17 protein-coding genes and 1 pseudogene are annotated in these 20,261 nt (G+C 59.8%); 15 read left to right on the top strand and 3 right to left on the bottom strand.

Features of this window, described 5'->3' with window-relative positions:
• Window positions 1-63 precede the first annotated feature (63 nt).
• The 7 genes from AC1RDQ_RS13845 to AC1RDQ_RS13875 all read left to right on the top strand — a co-directional run bounded on the left by AC1RDQ_RS13845 (window position 64) and on the right by AC1RDQ_RS13875 (window position 7,054).
• Window positions 64-528, top strand: coding sequence for a methylglyoxal synthase (locus AC1RDQ_RS13845; protein WP_057713543.1), 465 nt, complete (start codon window positions 64-66; stop codon window positions 526-528).
• Window positions 529-605: 77 nt separating this feature from the next.
• Window positions 606-1,124, top strand: coding sequence for an RNA polymerase sigma factor (locus AC1RDQ_RS13850; RefSeq protein WP_349735187.1), 519 nt, complete (start codon window positions 606-608; stop codon window positions 1,122-1,124).
• 120 nt (window positions 1,125-1,244) lie between these two features.
• Window positions 1,245-2,210, top strand: a complete 966-nt coding sequence (locus AC1RDQ_RS13855; RefSeq protein WP_492587549.1) for a FecR family protein — start codon at window positions 1,245-1,247, stop codon at window positions 2,208-2,210.
• Window positions 2,211-2,332: 122 nt separating this feature from the next.
• Window positions 2,333-4,900 carry a TonB-dependent receptor gene (locus AC1RDQ_RS13860; RefSeq protein ID WP_492587550.1) on the top strand — a complete coding sequence of 856 codons (2,568 nt, stop codon included), beginning with the start codon at window positions 2,333-2,335 and terminating at the stop codon, window positions 4,898-4,900.
• 113 nt (window positions 4,901-5,013) lie between these two features.
• Window positions 5,014-5,622, top strand: a complete 609-nt coding sequence (locus AC1RDQ_RS13865) for a biliverdin-producing heme oxygenase (protein WP_340313181.1) — start codon at window positions 5,014-5,016, stop codon at window positions 5,620-5,622.
• Window positions 5,623-5,782: 160 nt separating this feature from the next.
• Window positions 5,783-6,172: a YbaN family protein gene (locus AC1RDQ_RS13870; protein ID WP_429520448.1), complete on the top strand. Its 390-nt coding sequence runs from the start codon at window positions 5,783-5,785 to the stop codon at window positions 6,170-6,172.
• A gap of 147 nt (window positions 6,173-6,319) precedes the next feature.
• A complete protein-coding gene (locus AC1RDQ_RS13875) occupies window positions 6,320-7,054 on the top strand; it encodes a hypothetical protein (protein ID WP_131726848.1) in 735 nt (244 codons plus the stop codon).
• Window positions 7,055-7,116: 62 nt separating this feature from the next.
• On the opposite strand, the gene AC1RDQ_RS13880 is transcribed toward AC1RDQ_RS13875, so the two are convergent.
• On the bottom strand, window positions 7,117-7,902 hold the full coding sequence (locus AC1RDQ_RS13880; RefSeq protein ID WP_131726847.1) for a hypothetical protein: 786 nt from the start codon (window positions 7,900-7,902) through the stop codon (window positions 7,117-7,119).
• Window positions 7,903-8,623: 721 nt separating this feature from the next.
• Here AC1RDQ_RS13880 and AC1RDQ_RS13885 point away from each other — a divergent pair.
• From AC1RDQ_RS13885 to AC1RDQ_RS13895, 3 genes and pseudogenes are all read left to right on the top strand, one after another.
• Window positions 8,624-9,640 (top strand): annotated as a pseudogene (locus AC1RDQ_RS13885) (methyl-accepting chemotaxis protein); the annotation flags it as partial.
• Between the two features lie 102 nt (window positions 9,641-9,742).
• A complete protein-coding gene (locus tag AC1RDQ_RS13890; protein ID WP_371319450.1) occupies window positions 9,743-10,498 on the top strand; it encodes a methyl-accepting chemotaxis protein in 756 nt (251 codons plus the stop codon).
• Window positions 10,499-10,671: 173 nt separating this feature from the next.
• On the top strand, window positions 10,672-12,021 hold the full coding sequence (locus AC1RDQ_RS13895) for a CoA transferase (RefSeq protein WP_492587551.1): 1,350 nt from the start codon (window positions 10,672-10,674) through the stop codon (window positions 12,019-12,021).
• A 130-nt stretch (window positions 12,022-12,151) separates the two neighbouring features.
• Here the strand turns inward: AC1RDQ_RS13895 and AC1RDQ_RS13900 are convergent, their stop codons facing one another.
• Complete coding sequence (locus AC1RDQ_RS13900) at window positions 12,152-13,015, bottom strand: DNA-3-methyladenine glycosylase family protein (RefSeq protein ID WP_492587552.1); 864 nt, start codon at window positions 13,013-13,015, stop codon at window positions 12,152-12,154.
• On the bottom strand, window positions 13,012-14,439 hold the full coding sequence (gene arcD / locus AC1RDQ_RS13905) for an arginine-ornithine antiporter (protein ID WP_154860421.1): 1,428 nt from the start codon (window positions 14,437-14,439) through the stop codon (window positions 13,012-13,014). The genes AC1RDQ_RS13900 and arcD (AC1RDQ_RS13905) overlap by 4 nt, the downstream gene beginning before the upstream one ends.
• A 444-nt stretch (window positions 14,440-14,883) precedes the next feature.
• On the opposite strand from arcD (AC1RDQ_RS13905), the gene arcD (AC1RDQ_RS13910) reads away from it, so the two are divergent.
• The 5 genes from arcD (AC1RDQ_RS13910) to AC1RDQ_RS13930 all read left to right on the top strand — a co-directional run bounded on the left by arcD (AC1RDQ_RS13910) (window position 14,884) and on the right by AC1RDQ_RS13930 (window position 20,235).
• Window positions 14,884-16,311, top strand: coding sequence for an arginine-ornithine antiporter (gene arcD / locus AC1RDQ_RS13910; RefSeq protein WP_492587553.1), 1,428 nt, complete (start codon window positions 14,884-14,886; stop codon window positions 16,309-16,311).
• Window positions 16,312-16,345: 34 nt separating this feature from the next.
• Window positions 16,346-17,602: an arginine deiminase gene (arcA, locus tag AC1RDQ_RS13915; protein ID WP_154909411.1), complete on the top strand. Its 1,257-nt coding sequence runs from the start codon at window positions 16,346-16,348 to the stop codon at window positions 17,600-17,602.
• Between the two features lie 81 nt (window positions 17,603-17,683).
• Complete coding sequence (locus AC1RDQ_RS13920; protein ID WP_057713529.1) at window positions 17,684-18,694, top strand: ornithine carbamoyltransferase; 1,011 nt, start codon at window positions 17,684-17,686, stop codon at window positions 18,692-18,694.
• A gap of 185 nt (window positions 18,695-18,879) precedes the next feature.
• A complete protein-coding gene (gene arcC / locus AC1RDQ_RS13925; protein WP_492587554.1) occupies window positions 18,880-19,809 on the top strand; it encodes a carbamate kinase in 930 nt (309 codons plus the stop codon).
• Window positions 19,810-19,872: 63 nt separating this feature from the next.
• Window positions 19,873-20,235: a DUF5064 family protein gene (locus AC1RDQ_RS13930; protein WP_057713527.1), complete on the top strand. Its 363-nt coding sequence runs from the start codon at window positions 19,873-19,875 to the stop codon at window positions 20,233-20,235.
• Window positions 20,236-20,261 lie beyond the last annotated feature (26 nt).

Consider the following 20,261-nt stretch of genomic DNA (forward strand, 5'->3'; position numbering starts at 1 on the left):
CGAGCAATCGAGCGTCGACCGGCTGCTCCTACAGGGTACGTGTCATTTCTGGAGCCAGCATCGATGATCGGTATCAGCTTTACGCAAAAGACCATGGCGGCGCGCAAGCGTATCGCCCTGGTTGCCCATGACCACTGCAAGGTGTTCTTGCTGGACTGGGCCGAACGGCAAAAAGACAGGCTGGCCCAGCATGATCTGGTCGCCACCGGCACCACGGGGTTGTTGTTGCAACAACGCCTCGATCTGCCGGTGCAAAGCATGATCAGCGGGCCACTGGGCGGCGACCAGCAGCTCGGTGCGCAAATCGCCGAGCAGCGGGTCGACATGCTGGTGTTCTTCTGGGACCCGTTCGAGCCACAGCCCCACGACCCGGATATCAAGGCGTTGCTGCGGGTCGCGGCAGTGTGGAACATCCCGGTGGCGTGCAACGAATGCAGCGCCGACTACCTGCTCAGCAGCCCGCTGATGGATCAGGCGCACCTCCATCGGATTCCCGATTACGCCACCTATTTGCAAGGTCGCGCGTAAAGCGTCACAAATCAGTGCTTGACCACTCGAGTAGATGATAAGCATTATCATCTACTCGAAATGGATCAGGTTCTCCCGTGAGTCAGTCGCGCTTCAACCACGTTTTCCTCACCCAGCGCACCTCCCTGCTGCGCACGCTGGAGCGGATGGTCAACAATCACAGCACCGCTGAAGACCTCTTGCAGGAAACTTACCTGCGGGTGACCCGGGCATTGAGCGAACGGGCCATCGATCATCTTGAGCCCTTTGTCTTCCAGACGGCGCGCAACCTGGCGCTGGACCATTTGCGCGCGCGGCGCATCCATTCGCGCACGATGGTCGACGACGTGCCGCAGGAGGTGATGCACAGCATCGCCGCCGCCACCAGCAGCGCCGAAGACGCCGCCCACGCCGAACAATTGCTGGAGCGTTTGAACGTGAGCCTCAGTGAACTCAGTACCCGCCAACAGCGGATTTTCATCCTCAGCCGCCTGCACGGGCACAGTTACCAGGAAATCGCCGAGGAGTTGAACGTGTCCCTCAGCACCGTGCAGAAAGAACTCAAACTGATCATGTCGATCTGCATTGGGGTTGCCGATCGCTTGAACGCCAACTGAGCGCCAAGGCCCTGCGCTTACCTGGACCGACTGCGCTGATCATCGGGCTTTGCTACCCTTGGCCCACTTTTACGCTTCACTAAAAAAACAGCCGTGCACAGACACTGCCGAGGAAACACCGTGACGGACAACCACCGCTCCCCCGAGCCTTCATCGGCGCAGGACCCCGCAAGCGCGATGGACCAGGCCCTGGACTGGCTGATTGTGCTCGGCAGTCCCGACGAGGAGCAGAGCCGCCAATTCCATGCATGGCTCGACGCCGATCCGTTGAATGCCCAGGCGTTCGCCAAGGCCCAGGCGATCTGGGACGGCCCGCAAGTGGCGCAATGCGCGCAAAGCCTGGCCGCCCGTCCGGCGAAAGTCACTGTCCTCGCCCGTCTGCGTCCGCACTGGAAACCACTGGCCACCGCCGCCGTGCTGCTGCTCGGGCTGTTCAGTTTCAGCAGTTTGCCGATGCGCCTGCAGGCCGATCACCTGACTGTGGTCGGCGAACGCCAGCGCCTGCAACTGGAGGACGGTTCCAGGGTTCTGCTCAATACCAACTCGGCGTTCTCAAGCACCATCAACGACCAGCAACGTGTTGCCCGCCTGTATCAGGGCGAAGCGTTTTTCGAAGTGCAGGCCAATCGCGGCCAACCACTGGAAATCGACGCCGGCCCGGTCACGGCCAGCGTTCGCGATACCGCATTTGCCGTGCGTTACCTCGACGGCGTGGCGCAGGTACGGGTACAGCGCGGCGACGTCGACTTGCGCGCCACTCGGGATGACGCGCGGGTACGCTTGTCCGCCGGGGAAAGCATTCGCATCGGTCCCAACGGCTTCGACCGCCCGGCCAAGCTGGATGCCGCCACCGACCTGGCGTGGGTCCAGGGACGGCTGGTGTTCGAAAACTGCCCGTTGAACCAGGTACTGGCAGAACTTCGCCGCTACTACCCGGGCTGGATCATCAACAACAACGAACAGTTGGCCGATGTCACCGTGACCGGCAACTACCGTCTCGATCAGCCGCTGGACGTGGTTCGCTCCCTGGCCCACATCACCTCGGCCCGGCTCCAGGAATTCCCGGCGCTGGTCATCCTGAACTGAATGAGAATTATTTTTACTCGATAGCCAAACCCCGTACGTCTCGTTATAGCCAATGCAATTGATTCGCATCTCACCATGCCAATCAGCACCTATAAAGATTCGTGCGACACGGAGCGCTATCGATGTCCCCTCGCCTTACCCGCCAAGCCCCTACACCTTCCCGCGTGCTGTCGCTGCTGACCGCCGCCATCCTGATGGCCGGTACCGCACCGCTCATGGCCGCCACCGCCACCGAGCAGTCGAGCCGCAAAATGGGCGACTACTCGTTCGCCATTCCCCAGCAATCACTGGTGTCGGCACTCAATGCCTTTACCACCGTAACGGGCTGGCAGGTCGGCGTGTCGTCGGAGCTGGCGCAAGGTGTGGCCTCGCCGGGCGTCCGTGGTTCGCTGTCGCCGGAGAAAGCCCTGGATCGCCTGTTGGTGGGGACCAACCTGGGCTATCGCAAACTGGGCAACAACAGCATCGTTCTGGAAAAGCGCAGTGGTAGCAGCGCCCTGAATCTCGATCAGGTGACCATCAGCGCCACCCGTAACGAACAGTCTGTGAATAGCGTGCCGAGCACGGTCTCTGTCTACACCCGCGAAGATCTGGACCGCAACAACGTCAATACCATCAAGGAGCTGGTGCGCTACGAACCCGGTGTTTCGGTAGGCGGCGCAGGCCAGCGGGCCGGTATCACCGGCTATAACATTCGCGGCATCGATGGCGACCGCGTGCTGACCCAGGTCGATGGCGTGCAGGTACCCGACGGCTTCTTCAACGGCCCCTATGCCCAGACCAACCGCAACTATGTCGACCCGGAAATCGTCAAGCGTGTGGAAATCCTCCGTGGCCCGGCCTCTGTCTTGTACGGCAGCAATGCCATTGGCGGCGCCGTCAGCTACTACACGCTGGACCCGGACGACATCATCAAACCGGGCAAGGATGTCGGTGCGCGCCTGAAAACCGGTTACAGCTCCGCCGACGACAGCTGGCTGACGTCCGGCACCGTCGCCGGCCGCACCGGCGAGCTCGATGGCTTGTTACATCTCAGTCAACGCAACGGTCATGAAACAGAGTCCTATGGCGAAACCGGCGGCACTGGCCTGAACCGTACTGAAGCCAACCCCCAGGACGCTCGCACCACCAGCGTGCTGGCAAAACTGGGCTGGAATTACGCCGACGACGCGCGCCTGGGCCTGACCTATGAGCATTACAAGGACGACCGCGACACCAATCAATTGAGCGCAGTGGGCGGCCCGTTCAATGCCGGACGCGGTTTCGGCTACTACAAGTCCCGTACCGGTAACGACACGATCACCCGTGAACGCTTTGGCCTGGAACACAGCTTCGGTCTGGACAGCGCCCTGGCCGACAACATCAAGTGGACGCTGAACTACCAGATCGCCAAGACCGACCAGAGCACCGAGGAAATCTACGCGCCGCCGTCACGAACCGTGCTGCGTAACCGCGATACCACCTACAAGGACCGCCAATGGGTATTCGATGCCCAGGCTGACAAGTCGTTTGCCATCGCCGACACCGACCACCTCGTCACCTATGGCACCACCATCAAGCAGGACAAAATCACCGGCCTGCGTACCGGCACCGGCACCTGCCTGACCGTGGCCGGATCCTGCCGGGTCATTGGCGCCCCTAGTGCCACCGACACGCTGACACCCGCCAGTGACTTCCCGGACCCGACCGTCAACAGCTACAGCCTGTTCGCCCAGGATCTGATCAGCTGGGGCAACTGGACCTTTGCGCCAGGTGCTCGCTACGACTACACCGAGCTCAAGCCGCACATCACCGAAGAGTTCCTGGCCACCGCCGACCAGAGCGGCAACGGTACGGTGAGCGACGAGACCAAAACCTGGCATCGCCTGTCGCCGAATTTTGGCACCACCTACAGCTTCAACGACCATTACACCTGGTACGGCAAATACGCTGAAGGCTTCCGCACCCCGACCGCCAAGGCGTTGTACGGTCGTTTCGAAAACATCGCCGGCGGCTATCGGGTAGCGCCTAATCCTGACCTCGAACCGGAAAAAAGCAAAAGCTACGAGACGGGTTTGCGCGGCAACTTCGAGCAGGGCTCGGTTGACGTAGCGGTGTTCTACAACAAATACCGCGACTTCATTAACGAGAACGCCATCACTCCGGGATACACCGAGACCACGTTCCAGAGCAACAACATCAAGCACGCCACCATCAAGGGTGCCGAGGTCAAGGGACGCCTGAACCTCGACGCCTTCGGCGCGCCGCAAGGCCTCTACACCCAGGGCTCGGTGGCCTATGCCTACGGTCGCAACGACGACAACGGCGAGCCGCTCAACAGCGTCAACCCGCTGACCGGCGTATTCGGCCTCGGCTACGACCAGGACACCTACGGCGGCTTGCTCAGTTGGACGCTGGTGAAAACGAAAGACCGCGTCGACAGCACCAGTTTCAAGACCCCGGACGGCACCAGCACCCAGTTCAAGACGCCCGGTTTCGGCATTCTGGACCTGAGCGCGTTCTACAAGGTGACCGACGACGTGACCGTCAGCGGCGGCGTCTACAACCTCACCGACAAGAAGTACTGGCTGTGGGATGACGTGCGCGGCTACGACAGCGTCGGCGAAGCCTCGGTGACCCAACCGGCCAACCTCGACCGCCTGACTCAGCCGGGTCGCAACTTTGCGGTCAACCTGATCTGGGATATCTGATCCGCTCATCTCGCCTGGCGGTTTCATCAAGCCGCCCGGTGAGGATTTTTTACTGTAAGGCGCCTTCCTGTTCGTCTCGTTACCAAGCGCCTCTCTTTCTCCAAGGAATTGCCATGACTACCCAGGCCACCGAACAACGCCCCAACCTGCGTTCGCAACGTTTGAACCAGATCACCCACGAGCCGCACAGCAAGCTCGATGCCCTGGTCAAGGCTCATGCCCCGTTTGAAACCCCGGCCAATTTCGCCCGTTTCGTGGTGGCGCAGTACCTGTTCCAGTCGGAACTGGTGTCGCTGTACAACGATGCCGAACTGACCGCCATCGTCCCGGATCTGCCGGCCCGCTGTCGTGCCGATGCAGCCAGGGCCGACCTCGCGGACCTGGACACCGACGTGCCGGCACCTGTCGCCGGTGCACTGAAGAACCCGACCAAGGCCGAGGCCCTGGGCTGGATCTTCGTCTCCGAAGGCTCGAAGCTCGGCGCGGCGTTCCTCATCAAGCGTGCCGTGGGCCTTGGCCTGAGCGAAACCTTCGGCGCCCGCCACCTCGGCGAACCGGCCGGCGGCCGCGCTGAAGGCTGGAAGAGCTTCGTCAAAACCCTGGACGGCCTGGCATTCAGCGCCCAGGAAGAAGCCGAAGTGGAAAAAGGCGCTATCGACGCGTTCAACCGTTTTACCGTGTTGCTGGAGCGGGCTTACGCCAGCGCTCCGGAAGTCGCCTGACATACCACATTCCCCTGTGGGAGCGAGCTTGCTCGCGATGACGGTATTCCAGACAGCATTACTGTCGACTGATACCCCCCTATCGCGAGCAAGCTCGCTCCCACAAGGAACGAAGTAAATCCGTAAGATTTCGATCAGCCTCACATGTTGCCTTGAGCCCATGCCAGCCTCCTCCAGACTCTCCCGCCTCCTCTTCGGCCTGCTGGCCTATGTCAGCCTGGGCATCGGCCTGATCGCCATCGTCATACCCGGCCTGCCAACCACCGAGTTCATCCTGCTGGCCGCCTGGGCCGCGACCCGCAGTTCGCCGCGCCTGAGTGCCTGGCTGGAAAACCACCGGCTGTTCGGCCCCATCCTCCATAACTGGCGCAACGGCAAGATCATCGCGCGTCGGGCAAAAATCAGCGCCACGGTCAGCATGTTGTTGTGTGCCGGTCTGATGCTGGTAATGCTCGATCATGGCTGGCCGATTTACCTGGCGATTGCCGGCATGGGGCTGGGCAATCTGTGGATCTGGTCACGGCCGGAATCACTGCCGCAAGTCACCTGAAACCTCTTCAAACCGCCCTGTGACAGCCGACAACGGCATACTTGAAAGTACCTACTTCCTGTTCGGACTTCTCCTACGTGTTTATCAGGTCATCCATGACCGGGTTTGGCCGTTAAGCACGATGAACCCACACAATGAGAAGCTGACATGAATGTAAGTGCCGCTGCATCTTTTCAAGTTCCGTATCCGCAAACAGTGAAGGCGAACACGGAAAAATCCCAGCTTGAGAAAGTCGACATTCCGGTAATGGATGACAGGATAAGGTTGACCATCGAGAAACTCCGAGCTCCTCGAAGTGAACCTAGAAATCTCAGCAGCGAAAAACTGAATGAGGTGGAGGATTTCTTGAATACGCTCGAATCACTTAACGGGTTCTATGACCTACCCCCTCAGATAAAAAGCTTTAGATATTCAATGATCAGGCATCATGAATTCCAGGCAAATTTGATGCTCAAAAAAATGGAAGGGATTTACTCCGACTTCAAAAAAGACCTGCAAAACAAATGGTCTGGCCTGGCCCATAACGTAATGGGCTTCACCGTGGCCGAAGACGGTCAGTTGAAAGTCACTTCGCCCCCCGACACCCTGACTGCCAGGGATGAGGAAGTATTGAACACCCTGTTGAACGAGGCCAAAGGCTTGCAACCCCTGACCCTCAAGCACGCCAAGACCGTAATCGAGTTGATTCAGCTGGATAAGCCACAGTTCGAGGGCAAGGTGAAACTGGACCTGAGCAACTTCCACAACATGATTGACTATGGATTATTGCTGAACAAAGGTGCGCTGGACCTGGGAAGTTCAGACTCCTGGCTGGATCAATTGCATAAAAAAGCCGAAAAGGACCCGAGCGAGAGAAAGCAGGGACTGCACATCGAGGCCTGATCGTTTGAAAAAAAGCCCGGCAAAGCGGTGTACATCACCGCATTGCCGGGAATATGCCGGATCTAGTTATGCAACATGTTTTGATAGCATATCTGAGCGAATGAAACGTTCGGCACGTTGTGACCGCCCACCCCCGACGCCTCTTTGTCTTGAACCTGAATCGACCAATATCCCAGGTTGTATTCGACCTCCCACTTATAGCGATACTTGCCACTGCTGGTCCAGAAAGGATCAGACTTCAACTGGCCATAGCACCTGCCCAACTCAAGGGCTTGCGCGGCGCTACCAGTGCTGTCCGTTATAAGGTCGAACCTTTCGTCATCCCCCCCCTTGTTCAATATCAAGGTAGCTTTAGCGCCTTCGAGCGGCTGCCCTGTCGAATCCCTCAATCGGACCGACCAGTTCAGGACTCTGTAGGCCTGCGTGGTCGCCCAGTACAGCGGCAGCTCACCGGCATCGCCCCGGACGCGACTGTCGGCGTAGTAAGGTGCAGAACCAAACTCAAGCGTGTAGATATCACCCGCCACGAACGGGGCGGACGGTTTCTTCGAGATGCGAACCTGAACTTCCTGATTCGGCTGCAAACCAGAAACCGTTAAGGGTGTACCCCAAGGGATTACGGCCCAGTTTCCATCGCGATTGTATTCCAGCGTCAATGGCCCGCCTTTCGTCCCGCTCGCACGGATCCACACATCCTGCCCCCGCACCGCCATGAAGCTGTATTGCTTCACATCCGTTTCGTCAGCCAGACTTTCCTTGAGGGTGTTCAGCTTGTCCGGCAGTACCGTGGCCGCCGAGGGAATTTGAGAGGCAATACCCGAAATAGCTGCCGAGTTCAGAAAAGACATGGCAGGAGCCGCGCCTGCCGCCAACAACATCCCCCAAATCAACAACACCGAGCGCAACCCGGTCCTTTTAAAGCAAGAAATCCACATAGAGTCTTCTCATTATTTTCTGTCAGATGCCGAAAGCCAAAGCTTCCGGAAGTGTTCCACCGAGGTGGCATCTGCATTGAAACGTCCTGCCGTTTATGAGAAGCGGTACATATGTATTTTGTGAATTTCATTCAGGCGCTTCGAGACCGGCGTCCCTGATGCCCCCTGAATTCACCCCGCGCTTTTTCCTCTTTTTATCCCCATTTTCGGCACATTTTTCTGCGCAAACGTTCAACAACTACCGCTCGTCGGGTTGCCCCTCATGTAACCTCTTCGCCACGCCGATGTGCATTGATCGGCGCTAAATGGATTTAGCGAGTGAGCCAAAACGGCCCACAGCCAACACTTCATCCATTCGCGAGCTCGCCCTATGTTCGACTCACTGTCCATTCGCCTGAAAATCGTCCTGCTGTCCGGTCTGTGCCTGCTGGGCGTAGTCGCCTTGATAGTGGGTATGAACATCTACCAGACCAATCAGAACGATGATCTGGTCAGCGATTCCAGCAGCAGAATGCTTACCGCCAGCGTGCAGGACCTGCTCCAGGCCAAGGCCGCCGAGCAGGCGGTGCGGGTGCAGAAGACGTTCGGTGAAACCCTGACGGTGGTGACCGCCCTCGCGGACCAGATCCAGGACATGCGCAACCTGGCCGCCAAACGCTCCCTCGAGCCCGGCATCTTGCGAGAAGAGTTGAACCAGAGCCTGAAAACCGCCTTCGAGCGCAACAGCAAAGTGCTGGGCATTTGGCTGGCGTTCGAACCCAATGGGCTGGACGGCAAGGACAGCGAATTCGTCAATGACGCCGCCCGCCAGTCCAACGAGATCGGCCGTTTCGCCACGTACTGGAGCCGCGCCGGGGGTGAGTCGCTGAACACGATCATGGTCGAAGAAGACATGACCAAAACCACCCTGAACCTCAGCGGCACGCCGTACAACGTCTGGTACACCTGCCCGCGGGACAGCAAGCGCATCTGCCTGCTCGACCCGTATGCCGATACGGTCGGCAACAAGGAAATGTTGATGACCACCATTTCCGTACCGCTGCTGGTAGATGGCAAGTCCATCGGCGTGGTCGGCATCGACATCGCCCTCGACGCCCTGCAAGCGGCGGCGGTCGACTCCCAGCGCGACCTGTTCAACAGTGCCGGGCACATGCTCATCGTTTCCGGCACTGGCGTGCTGGCCGCCTACAGTGTCGACGCCGGCAAAGTCGGCAAGAACATCGGCGACACCTTGGGCGGCGATGGCAAGGACATCCTGCAGTTGCTTGCTAGTGGCGCGCCGAAGATTCTCCAGCAAGGCGACCTGATCCGCGCGGTGTACCCGGTCAGCCCGATTGCCGATGCCAAGGCCTGGGCCGTGGTGATCGACCTCACCAAGCAAGTGCTGCTGGCCGACTCAGTGAAACTGCAAGCGGTACTCGACGATGCTCAGCAAAGCGGCACGATCAAGGCACTGTCGGTGGCAGTGATTGCCGGTGTGATCGGTCTGCTGCTGATGTGGCTTACCGCGTCCGGCGTGACCCGCCCGATCAACAGCGTGGCCGACATGCTCAAGGCGATTGCCAGTGGCGACGGCGACCTGACCCAGCGCCTGCACTACAGCAAGAAGGACGAGTTGGGCGAACTGGTGAGCTGGTTCAACCGCTTCCTCGACAAGCTGCAACCGACCATCGCGCAGATCAAGCAAAGCATCACCGATGCCCGTGGCACGGCCGACCAGTCTTCGGAAATCGCCCGCCAGACCAGTGAAGGCATGCAGGTGCAGTTCCGCGAAATCGACCAGGTCGCCACCGCGTCCAACGAAATGAGCGCCACCGCCCACGATGTCGCCAACAGCGCCTCGAACGCGGCCAACGCGGCGAAAGGTGCCGACCAGTCGGCCCGCGACGGCATGCAAATCATCGAGCGCAGCACCCGCGACATCAATCAACTGGCCGAAGAAGTCAGCAAGGCCGTGACCGAAGTCGAAGCCCTCGCGGTCAACAGCGAGCAGATCGGTTCGGTGCTGGAGGTGATTCGCAGCATCGCCGAACAAACCAACCTGCTGGCGCTCAACGCCGCCATCGAAGCCGCCCGTGCCGGTGAAAGCGGTCGTGGTTTTGCGGTGGTCGCCGATGAAGTGCGCAACCTGGCCAAACGCACCCAGGACTCGGTGGAAGAAATTCGCCTGGTGATCGAACGCATCCAGAGCGGCACCCGCGGCGTGGTCGCCACCATGCACTCAAGCCAGACCCAGGCCCACAGCAACGCCGGGCAGATCCAGCAGGCCGTCCAGGCCTTGGGCAAGATCAGCGATGCAGTCACCGTGATCAGCGATATGAACCTGCAAATCGCCAGCGCCGCCGAACAGCAAAGCGCCGTCGCCGAAGAGGTCAACCGCAACGTCTCGGCGATCCGCACCGTCACCGAAACCCTGACCGGCCAGGCCACCGAATCGGCGCAGATCAGCAGCCAGCTCAACTCCCTGACCACCCACCAGATGAAGTTGATGGATCAGTTCCGCGTTTAAAGAACCTACCGAAGATCCCCTGTGGGAGCGAGCTTGCTCGCGATGACGCACTGACATTCAACATTGATGTCGACTGACAGTCCGCTATCGCGAGCAAGCTCGCTCCCACAGGGATTTCATCTGACCTGGATTTTTTTGAACTATGATCGGGCTCTCGCTCCGGAGGGCCTTCGATGACTGATCTGCTCACGTCCATTCAAGCCGCGCTCGGTTTGCCTCACACCCCGATTCCATTCACGTCCAGTGGCGCCCTGCCCTCGGCGTTTGCCGTCACTGATCTGGCCTGCGCCAGCATGGCCGTCGCCGGCCAGGCTGCCAGCGAACTGCTGCACCAACAAACCGGGCGCCTGCCCGACCTTGAAGTTGACCGACGCCTGGCGTCATTCTGGTTCGCAACCTCGATTCGCCCGCTTGGCTGGAGCGTTCCGCCGTTGTGGGACCCGATCGCGGGTGACTACGCCACCCGCGATGGCTGGATTCGCCTGCACACCAACGCGCCCCATCACCGCGCCGCTGCCGAAAGCGTGCTCGGTGCCTGTACCGACCGCGCAGCGATGGCCGACAAAGTGGCTCGGTGGGCGAAAAGCGATCTGGAACAGGCTGTGGTCGATGCCGGTGGCTGTGCCGCCGAAATGCGCACCTGGGAACAATGGCAGGTCCATCCTCAAGGCCAGGCAGTAAACGCCGAACCCTTGATTCAATTCGCCAACCACCCAAGCCGGAGCCTCCAACCGTGGACAGGTTCTGTGGCTCGACCACTGGCTGGCATCAAGGTGCTGGACTTGACCCGGGTACTGGCCGGCCCCATCGCCAGTCGCTTTCTGGCAGGCCTGGGCGCCGATGTCCTGCGCATCGATCCGCCGACCTGGAACGAACCTGGAGTGGTGCCGGAAGTCACCTTGGGAAAACGCTGCGCGCGTCTTGATCTGAACGACAAGTCCGACCGTGCCGTATTCGAATGCCTGCTCAAGGACGCCGACATTCTGCTTCATGGTTATCGTGCCGATGCACTGGAACGACTTGGACTGGGCATGTATGAGCGCCGGCAACTGAACCCGGACCTGATCGATGTTTGTCTAAACGCCTATGGCTGGAGCGGCCCCTGGCAAAATCGGCGGGGCTTCGACAGCCTGGTGCAGATGAGCAGTGGCATTGCCGAAGCGGGCATGCGCTGGAAGCAGTCGGAAAAACCGACGCCATTGCCGGCGCAGGCCCTCGATCACGCCACCGGGTATCTGATGGCGGCCAGTGCGATCCGGTTGTTGGCGCAGCGGTTGAGCGACGGTATCGGGGGTTCGGCGCGATTGTCGTTGGCGCGTACGGCGAAGTTGTTGATCGAGCATGGGGCGGGGACGAGTGAAGCGTTACGTGCGGAAGATGATCAGGATCAGGAGTTGATGGTGGAGCAGACACCCTGGGGGCCGGCGCATCGGTTGCAGGCGCCTCTGAAGATCACAGGAACGCCTCTGCAATGGATCTTGCCCGCGACTGAACTGGGTTCACATCCCGCACAGTGGTGGTGACAGTCATATCGCCATCGCGAGCAAGCTCGCTCCCACAGTTGATCACGGTCGCTCGGAAGGTCTCGCTCACCTGTGGGAGCGAGCTTGCTCGCGATAGCGCCAGAAACAGCAGCACAAATCCCGGATCAGCTCAGTCCGCCCGACTCAAGGAAGTCCACAGCACCTGCGCCGCATACCCTCGATACGGCCGCCACCCTTCAGCCCGCTGCAACAGTTGCCTGGCTGTCACCGGCCCCCCCTCCAGCGCCGTCAACGCATTGATCAGCCCCACATCACCATTGGGAAACCCATCCATCTCCCGCAACTGTCGCAAGGCAATGTATTGCGCCGTCCAGTCACCAATCCCGTACAACGCCAGCAACCGCGCTACGCCCCCCTCCCGGCCGGGCTCAAACAATCGCGGATCATCGAGCAGTGCCTGAGCCAACCCCGACAAGGTCCGGCCTCGGCTTTTCGGCATGCCCAGCGCTGCCAGATCTGCGCCTGCCAAAACGCTGGCCCGGGGAAAAACATGGGTCAATCCCGGTAGCGCTGAACTCAATGGCGTGCCGTACTGCGCTACCAGTTTCCCCGCCAGGCGGATCGCCGCCGCCACCGTAATCTGCTGCCCCAGTACCGCGCGGATCGCCAGCTCCAGCCCGTCCCACGCCCCGGGTACGCGCAGGCCCGGGCGTTCGGCAATCAACCGCGCCATCAGCGGATCAACCGCCAGGTGCCGGTGAATCGTGGACAGGTCGGCATCCAGGTCGAACATTCGCCGCACTCGCGCAACGATCTCAGGCACGGCCGCAGCCTCCGGAAAGTCCAGGGTCAGCTCAAGTGCATCGGATGTAGCAGGCTGGATCGAAAACGTACCGTGAACGCCATCCAGGTCGATGCTGCGCGAGTACACACCCTCGACCACCCTTTCCAGGCCCATGATCGCCCGCGCCGACAAGAACCCCAGGAGCGCCGGCCAGTCATAGGGCGGCTGGTACGCCAGCAACAACCTCACAGACTGAGCAACCCGCTGTACAACCCGTAAGCCGCCAGCCCCGCACCACCGATGACACAGGTGAAAATACCTTTCTCGACAACCGTGAACAGTGGCTTGCCCTGCTCATTACGAGCCTTGGCGAACAGGATCACACCCGGCGCATACAGCAGCGCCGACAGCAGCAAATACTTCAGGCCGCCGGCATACAGCAACCACACCGCGTAGCCCAGAGCGATGCCACCAATGAGCAGGTCCTTGACCCGCTCGGCGGGTGCCTGTTGATAGGTTTCCCCCCGTGCGCACAACAACACCGCATAGGCCGCCGACCACAGGTACGGCACCAGAATCATCGAGGACGCCAGGTAAATCAGGCTGGTGTAGGTGCCGGCGGAAAACAGGGTGATCAGCAGGAACAACTGGATCATCGAGTTGGTCAGCCACATCGCATTGACCGGCACATGGTTGGCGTTTTCCTTGGTCAGGAATGCCGGCATGGTCTTGTCTTTCGCCGTGGCGAACAGGATTTCGGCGCACAGCAACGCCCAGGACAACAAGGCCCCCAACAGCGAGATCGCCAGGCCGACGCTGATCAGCAACGCGCCCCAGGGGCCGACGATATGTTCAAGCACTGCCGCCAGCGAGGGGTTCTGCAGTTTCGCCAGTTGCGGCTGGGTCATGATGCCCAGCGACAGCACGTTCACCAGCACCAGCAGTGCCAATACCCCAATGAACCCGATCACCGTCGCCCGGCCCACGTCGGAACGTTTCTCCGCCCGGGCCGAATAGACACTGGCCCCCTCGATACCGATGAACACGAATACGGTGACCAGCATCATGTGCCGAACCTGATCCATCACGCTGCCGAACTCCGGGTTGTTGCGCCCCCAGATGTCGGCGGTGAAGATATCCGCCTTGAACGCCACGGCGGCGATCACGATGAACATGATCAGCGGTACGATCTTGGCCACGGTGGTCACTTGATTGATGAACGCCGCCTCCTTGATCCCGCGCATCACCACAAAATGCACGGTCCAGAGCAGCACCGAAGCGCAGGCGATGGCGATCGGCGTGTTGCCTTCGCCAAACACCGGAACGAAATAACCGAGGGTGCTGAACAGCAGCACGAAGTAGCCGACGTTGCCCAGCCAGGCGCTGATCCAGTAGCCCCAGGCCGAAGAAAAACCCATGTAATCGCCGAACCCGGCCTTGGCATAGGCGTACACCCCGGAGTCCAGCTCCGGCTTGCGATTGGCCAGGGTCTGGAACACGAACGCCAGGGTCAACATGCCGACGGCGGTGATTGCCCAACCGATCAGGATCGCCCCGGCATCGGCCCTGGCCGCCATGTTCTGCGGCAGGGAAAAAATCCCGCCGCCGATCATCGAACCCACCACCAGCGCGATCAGCGCGCTCAGGCGAAGCTTGTTCGGTGATTGCGACATCGTTGCATCTCCATTTTTCGTTGGTGGGCGGCAACGGCCGCGAGATCGTCACATAACGAGCGTCAACTAAACTGATGAAGAGTAATAACGTTTGTTGGATAACGCCAACCAGCCTCTTTTTTACTTGCACAAAATGGCTATTTTGACACCGATATATTCATTTGTTTTATACGCACTTTTAATATGTCAACTCTGTACAAAAAACGCATAAACAAAACTTGCAGATTCGAAAACCCCAACTAGCGTCATAATTCGAAACAAATACAAAAAGTGCTAAAACAAACTGAAAAAGGCTCTAGAACAGGCATTACAGGCAGAAACACCGTAAATGATGGCACTCCGCCAATAAACTGGGAACACTCTAATTTAGTGATCTAAGTCAGCTGATTCAGCAGTCAACGGAATTAGTCTGTTGCCTCTCTTCTCCTGCATTGGAGTCATGCAATGTCTGAAGCTCCCGGAAAACTGAAACTCGGCGCGCTGGTTGCGTTAGTCGTGGGTTCGATGATTGGTGGCGGGATATTTTCCTTGCCACAAAACATGGCGGCCAGCGCGGATGTCGGCGCCATTCTGATCGGTTGGGCGATCACCGCCGTCGGCATGTTGACCCTGGCGTTCGTGTTCCAGACCCTGGCCAACCGCAAACCCGATCTTGATGGCGGGGTTTACGCCTACGCCAAGGCCGGGTTCGGCGACTACATGGGCTTCTCGTCCGCCTGGGGGTACTGGATCAGTGCCTGGCTGGGCAACGTGGGGTACTTCGTACTTTTGTTCAGCACCCTCGGCTACTTCTTTCCGATATTTGGGGAGGGGAATACCCCCGCTGCCGTGATCGGCGCCTCGGTGCTGCTGTGGGCGGTACATTTCCTCGTACTGCGAGGAATAAAGGAAGCAGCGTTCATCAACCTGGTGACCACTGTCGCCAAGATCGTGCCGCTGCTGCTGTTCATGTTGATTGCGTTGTTCGCCTTCAAACTGGACATCTTCACCGCCGACATCTGGGGCCTGAAGAACCCGGACCTGGGCAGCGTGATGGACCAGGTGCGCAAGATGATGCTGGTCACCGTGTGGGTGTTCATCGGCATCGAAGGCGCGAGCATCTTTTCGGCCCGGGCGGAAAAACGCAGCGATGTGGGTAAGGCCACCGTGATCGGCTTCGTCACCGTGCTGCTGTTTTTGGTCCTGGTCAACGTACTGTCGCTGGGGATCATGACCCAGCCGGAACTGGCCAAACTGCAGAATCCGTCGATGGCCGCCGTGCTGGAGCACGTGGTCGGTCACTGGGGTGCGGTGCTGATCAGCGTCGGTTTGATCATCTCGTTGCTGGGGGCGCTGCTGTCGTGGGTGCTGCTGTGCGCGGAGATCATGTTCGCCGCCGCCAAGGACCACACCATGCCGGAGTTTCTGCGCAAGGAAAACGCCAACCATGTACCGGTCAACGCCCTGTGGCTGACCAACGCCATGGTCCAGGTTTTCCTGATCATCACGTTGTTCTCGGCCAGCACTTACCTGTCGCTGATCTACCTCGCCACCTCGATGATTCTGGTGCCTTACCTGTGGTCGGCAGCCTACGCCTTGCTGCTGGCGGTGCGCGGCGAAAGCTACGAAGGCGCCCCGGGCGAGCGGCAGAAGGATCTCATCATCGGCGCCGTGGCCCTGATCTACGCGGTCTGGCTGTTGTACGCCGGCGGCATCAAGTACCTGCTGCTGTCCGCCCTGCTCTACGCCCCCGGTGTGATCTTGTTCGCCAAGGCCAAGCTGGAAATCAACAAACCGGTTTTCACCAACGTCGAGAAGCTGATTTTCGCTACGGTGGTCGTCGGCGCCATGGTGGCGGCCTACGGTCTCTATGACGGCTTCCTGACTCTGTAACCCCCCTGTTTTTGTCATCTGGAGGATCACTGTAATGACCACGGAAAAAGTTAAGTACGGCGTCCATTCCGAGGCCGGCAAACTGCGCAAAGTCATGGTTTGCTCCCCAGGCCTGGCCCATCAGCGGCTGACCCCGAACAACTGCGATGAACTGCTGTTCGATGATGTGCTGTGGGTGGCCCAGGCCAAGCGCGACCACTTCGACTTCGTTACCAAGATGCGCGAACGCAACATCGATGTGCTGGAAATGCACAACCTGCTGACCGACATCGTCGCCATCCCCGAAGCCCTGGACTGGATTCTGGAGCGCAAGGTCACCGCCAACTCGGTGGGCCTTGGCCTGATCAATGAAACCTCTTCGTGGCTGCGCAGCCTGGAACCGCGTCACATCGCCGAGTTCCTGATCGGCGGCGTCTCAGGCGACGATTTGCCCACCAGTTTCGGTGGCAAGGCCATCGAGATGTTCCGCGACTTCCTCGGCAACTCCAGCTTCATCCTGCCACCGCTGCCCAACACCCAGTTCACCCGCGACACCACCTGCTGGATTTACGGTGGCGTCACCCTCAACCCGATGTACTGGCCGGCACGTCGTCAGGAAACCCTGCTGACCACCGCCATCTACAAATTCCACCCCGAGTTCACCAAAGCAGATTTCGAGATCTGGTACGGCGACCCGGACCTGGACCACGGTAACTCCACCCTTGAGGGCGGTGATGTGATGCCGATCGGCAACGGCGTGGTCTTGATCGGCATGGGCGAACGCTCGTCGCGCCAGGCCATTGCCCAACTGGCGGTGAACCTGTTCAAAAACAAAGCCGTGGAGAAAGTGATCGTCGCCGGCCTGCCGAAATCCCGCGCGGCGATGCACCTGGACACCGTTTTCAGCTTCTGCGATCGCGACCTCGTCACGATCTTCCCGGAAGTGGTGAACCAGATTGTCGCCTTCACCCTGCGCCCCGATGAAAGCAAGGCGGGCGGCATCGACATCCGCCGCGAAGAAACCAGCTTCCTCGACACCGTGGCCCAGGCCCTGAACCTCAAAGCGTTGCGCGTGGTGGAAACCGGCGGCAACAGCTTCGCCGCCGAACGCGAGCAATGGGACGACGGCAACAACGTAGTGGCCGTGGAGCCAGGCGTGGTCATCGGCTACGACCGCAATACCTACACCAACACCCTGCTGCGCAAAGCCGGTGTGGAAGTGATCACCATCAGCGCCGGCGAACTCGGCCGGGGACGGGGCGGCGGCCATTGCATGACCTGCCCGATCATCCGCGACCCGATTGACTACTAACCTATTGCCTTGGACCGCGCTGCCCTCTACCCAAGGGCATGCGCAGGCCAAGGGGATTACCGACACCTTAGGAGATCCAAAATGGCGTTCAATATCCATAACCGCAATCTGCTGAGCCTGGAACACCACACCCCTCGCGAATTGCGCTACCTGCTCGACCTGTCCCGCGACCTCAAGCGTGCCAAGTACACCGGCACCGAACAGCAGCATCTCAAGGGCAACAACATCGCGCTGATCTTCGAAAAAACCTCGACCCGCACCCGCTGCGCGTTTGAAGTAGCAGCCTATGACCAGGGCGCCAACGTCACCTACATCGACCCGAACTCCTCGCAGATCGGCCACAAGGAAAGCATGAAGGACACCGCCCGTGTGCTCGGGCGTATGTATGACGCCATCGAGTACCGTGGCTTCAAGCAGGAAATCGTCGAGGAACTGGCCAAGTTCGCCGGCGTACCAGTGTTCAACGGCTTGACCGACGAATATCACCCGACGCAAATGATCGCCGACGTGCTGACCATGCGTGAGCACGCCGACAAGCCGATCCATGAGATCAGCTACGCCTACCTGGGCGATGCGCGCAACAACATGGGCAACTCCCTGCTGCTGATCGGCGCCAAGCTCGGCATGGACGTGCGCATCTGTGCGCCAAAAGCCCTGTGGCCGGCGGACGACCTGGTGGCGCGCTGCAAACAGTACGGCGAAGAAAGCGGTGCGCGCATTACTCTCACCGAAGACCCGAAAGCGGCGGTCAAGGGTGTGGACTTCATCCACACCGACGTCTGGGTGTCGATGGGCGAGCCGGTTGAAGCCTGGGCCGAACGCATCCAGCAACTGCTGCCGTATCAGGTCAACGCCGAACTGATGAAAGCCACCGGTAACCCGCGCACCAAGTTCATGCACTGCCTGCCGGCGTTCCACAACTGTGATACCAAAGTCGGCAAGCAGATTGCCGAGCAGTACCCGTACCTGAGCAACGGCATCGAAGTGACCGATGACGTGTTCGAGTCGCCGGCCTGCATCGCCTTCGAGCAAGCGGAAAACCGCATGCACACCATCAAGGCGATTCTGGTGTCGACGCTGGCGGATCTATAACGGCTGACTGGCTCCCACTGACGGAACACGGTCAATGTGGGAGCTGGCTTGCCTGCGATGGCAGCGCCGCGGTGCATCTGACAGACCGAGGCGATCCCATCGCGAGCAAGCTCGCTCCCACAGGGTCAGGGCTCCATCGACAGACCGAGTCGCCCGTTTACTTCTCTTTTAGAAGGACTAGCACCATGCGTATCGTCGTAGCTCTTGGCGGTAATGCCCTGCTCCGCCGGGGCGAATCCATGACCGCTGACAACCAGCGCGCCAACATCCGGATCGCCACCGAACAGATCGCCAAGATCCATCCCGGCAACCAACTGGTCATCGCCCACGGCAATGGCCCTCAAGTCGGCCTGCTGTCATTGCAGGCGGCGGCCTACACCTCGGTTTCGCCTTATCCGCTGGACGTGCTCGGTGCCGAAACCGAAGGCATGATCGGCTACATCATCGAACAGGAACTGGGCAATCTGCTGGACTTCGAAGTGCCCTTCGCGACCTTGCTGACCCAGGTCGAAGTCGATGCCAATGACCCGGCCTTCAAGAACCCGACCAAACCCATCGGCCCTGTCTATACCAAGGAAGAGGCCGAAGCACTCGCCGCCGAGAAAGGCTGGGCCATTGCCCCGGACGGCGACAAATACCGTCGCGTGGTCGCCAGCCCGAAACCGAAACGCATCTTCGAAATCCGTCCGATCAAATGGCTGCTGGAAAAAAGCAGCATCGTGATCTGCGCCGGCGGTGGCGGCATTCCGACCATGTATACCTCGCCCGGCAAACTCGAGGGCGTCGAAGCGGTCATCGACAAGGACCTGTGCTCGGCGCTGCTGGCTGAACAGCTTGAAGCCGATCTGCTGGTGATCGCCACCGACGTCAACGCCGCCTTCATCGACTTTGGCAAACCCACGCAGAAAGCCATCGCCCAGGCCCACCCCGACGAAATGGAAAAACTCGGCTTCGCCGCCGGCTCCATGGGACCGAAGGTGCAGGCAGCCTGCGAATTCGCGCGCCATACTGGGAAAGTCGCAGTGATCGGCTCGCTCTCGGACATCGAAGCGATCGTCCAGGGCAAGGCCGGTACGCGCATCAGTACGGCGACACCGGGCATCAGCTATCAGTAAACGAAACGGCGGGGCAGGCCTGGGGCCGGCCCTGATTCAAGATCTTTTGAAGGAGAGTCAACAATGGCAACGTTCGAGCCGGGTCACCTGCACATCGAGCGACACGCGCTGAACAAGGATGACGTCAGCTACAACATCTGCATCGACTATGAAATCGCCCAGGATCCCAAGGAAGGCAAAGGGATGCAGTTCAAGATGCACGGCAGCATCCAGGGCAAGGACATGAGCGAGACGTTCTTCCTGCCCAAGGACATGGCCTACAACTTCGCCAGCAACGTCACCAAGATTGCCGAGAAGCACGGCATCCCGAAAACCCATAGCAACATCGGTTCGATCCACAAGCATTACGACGCCATGTTCGAGGACGTGCGGGTACAACTGAACATGAAATCGGGCGACCCGGTCAAACCCGAGCATCTGGAATAACCCCGGACTCTGTGAACACCACCGAT

Source organism: Pseudomonas sp. GW823-FHT02E01 (assembly GCF_058797535.1).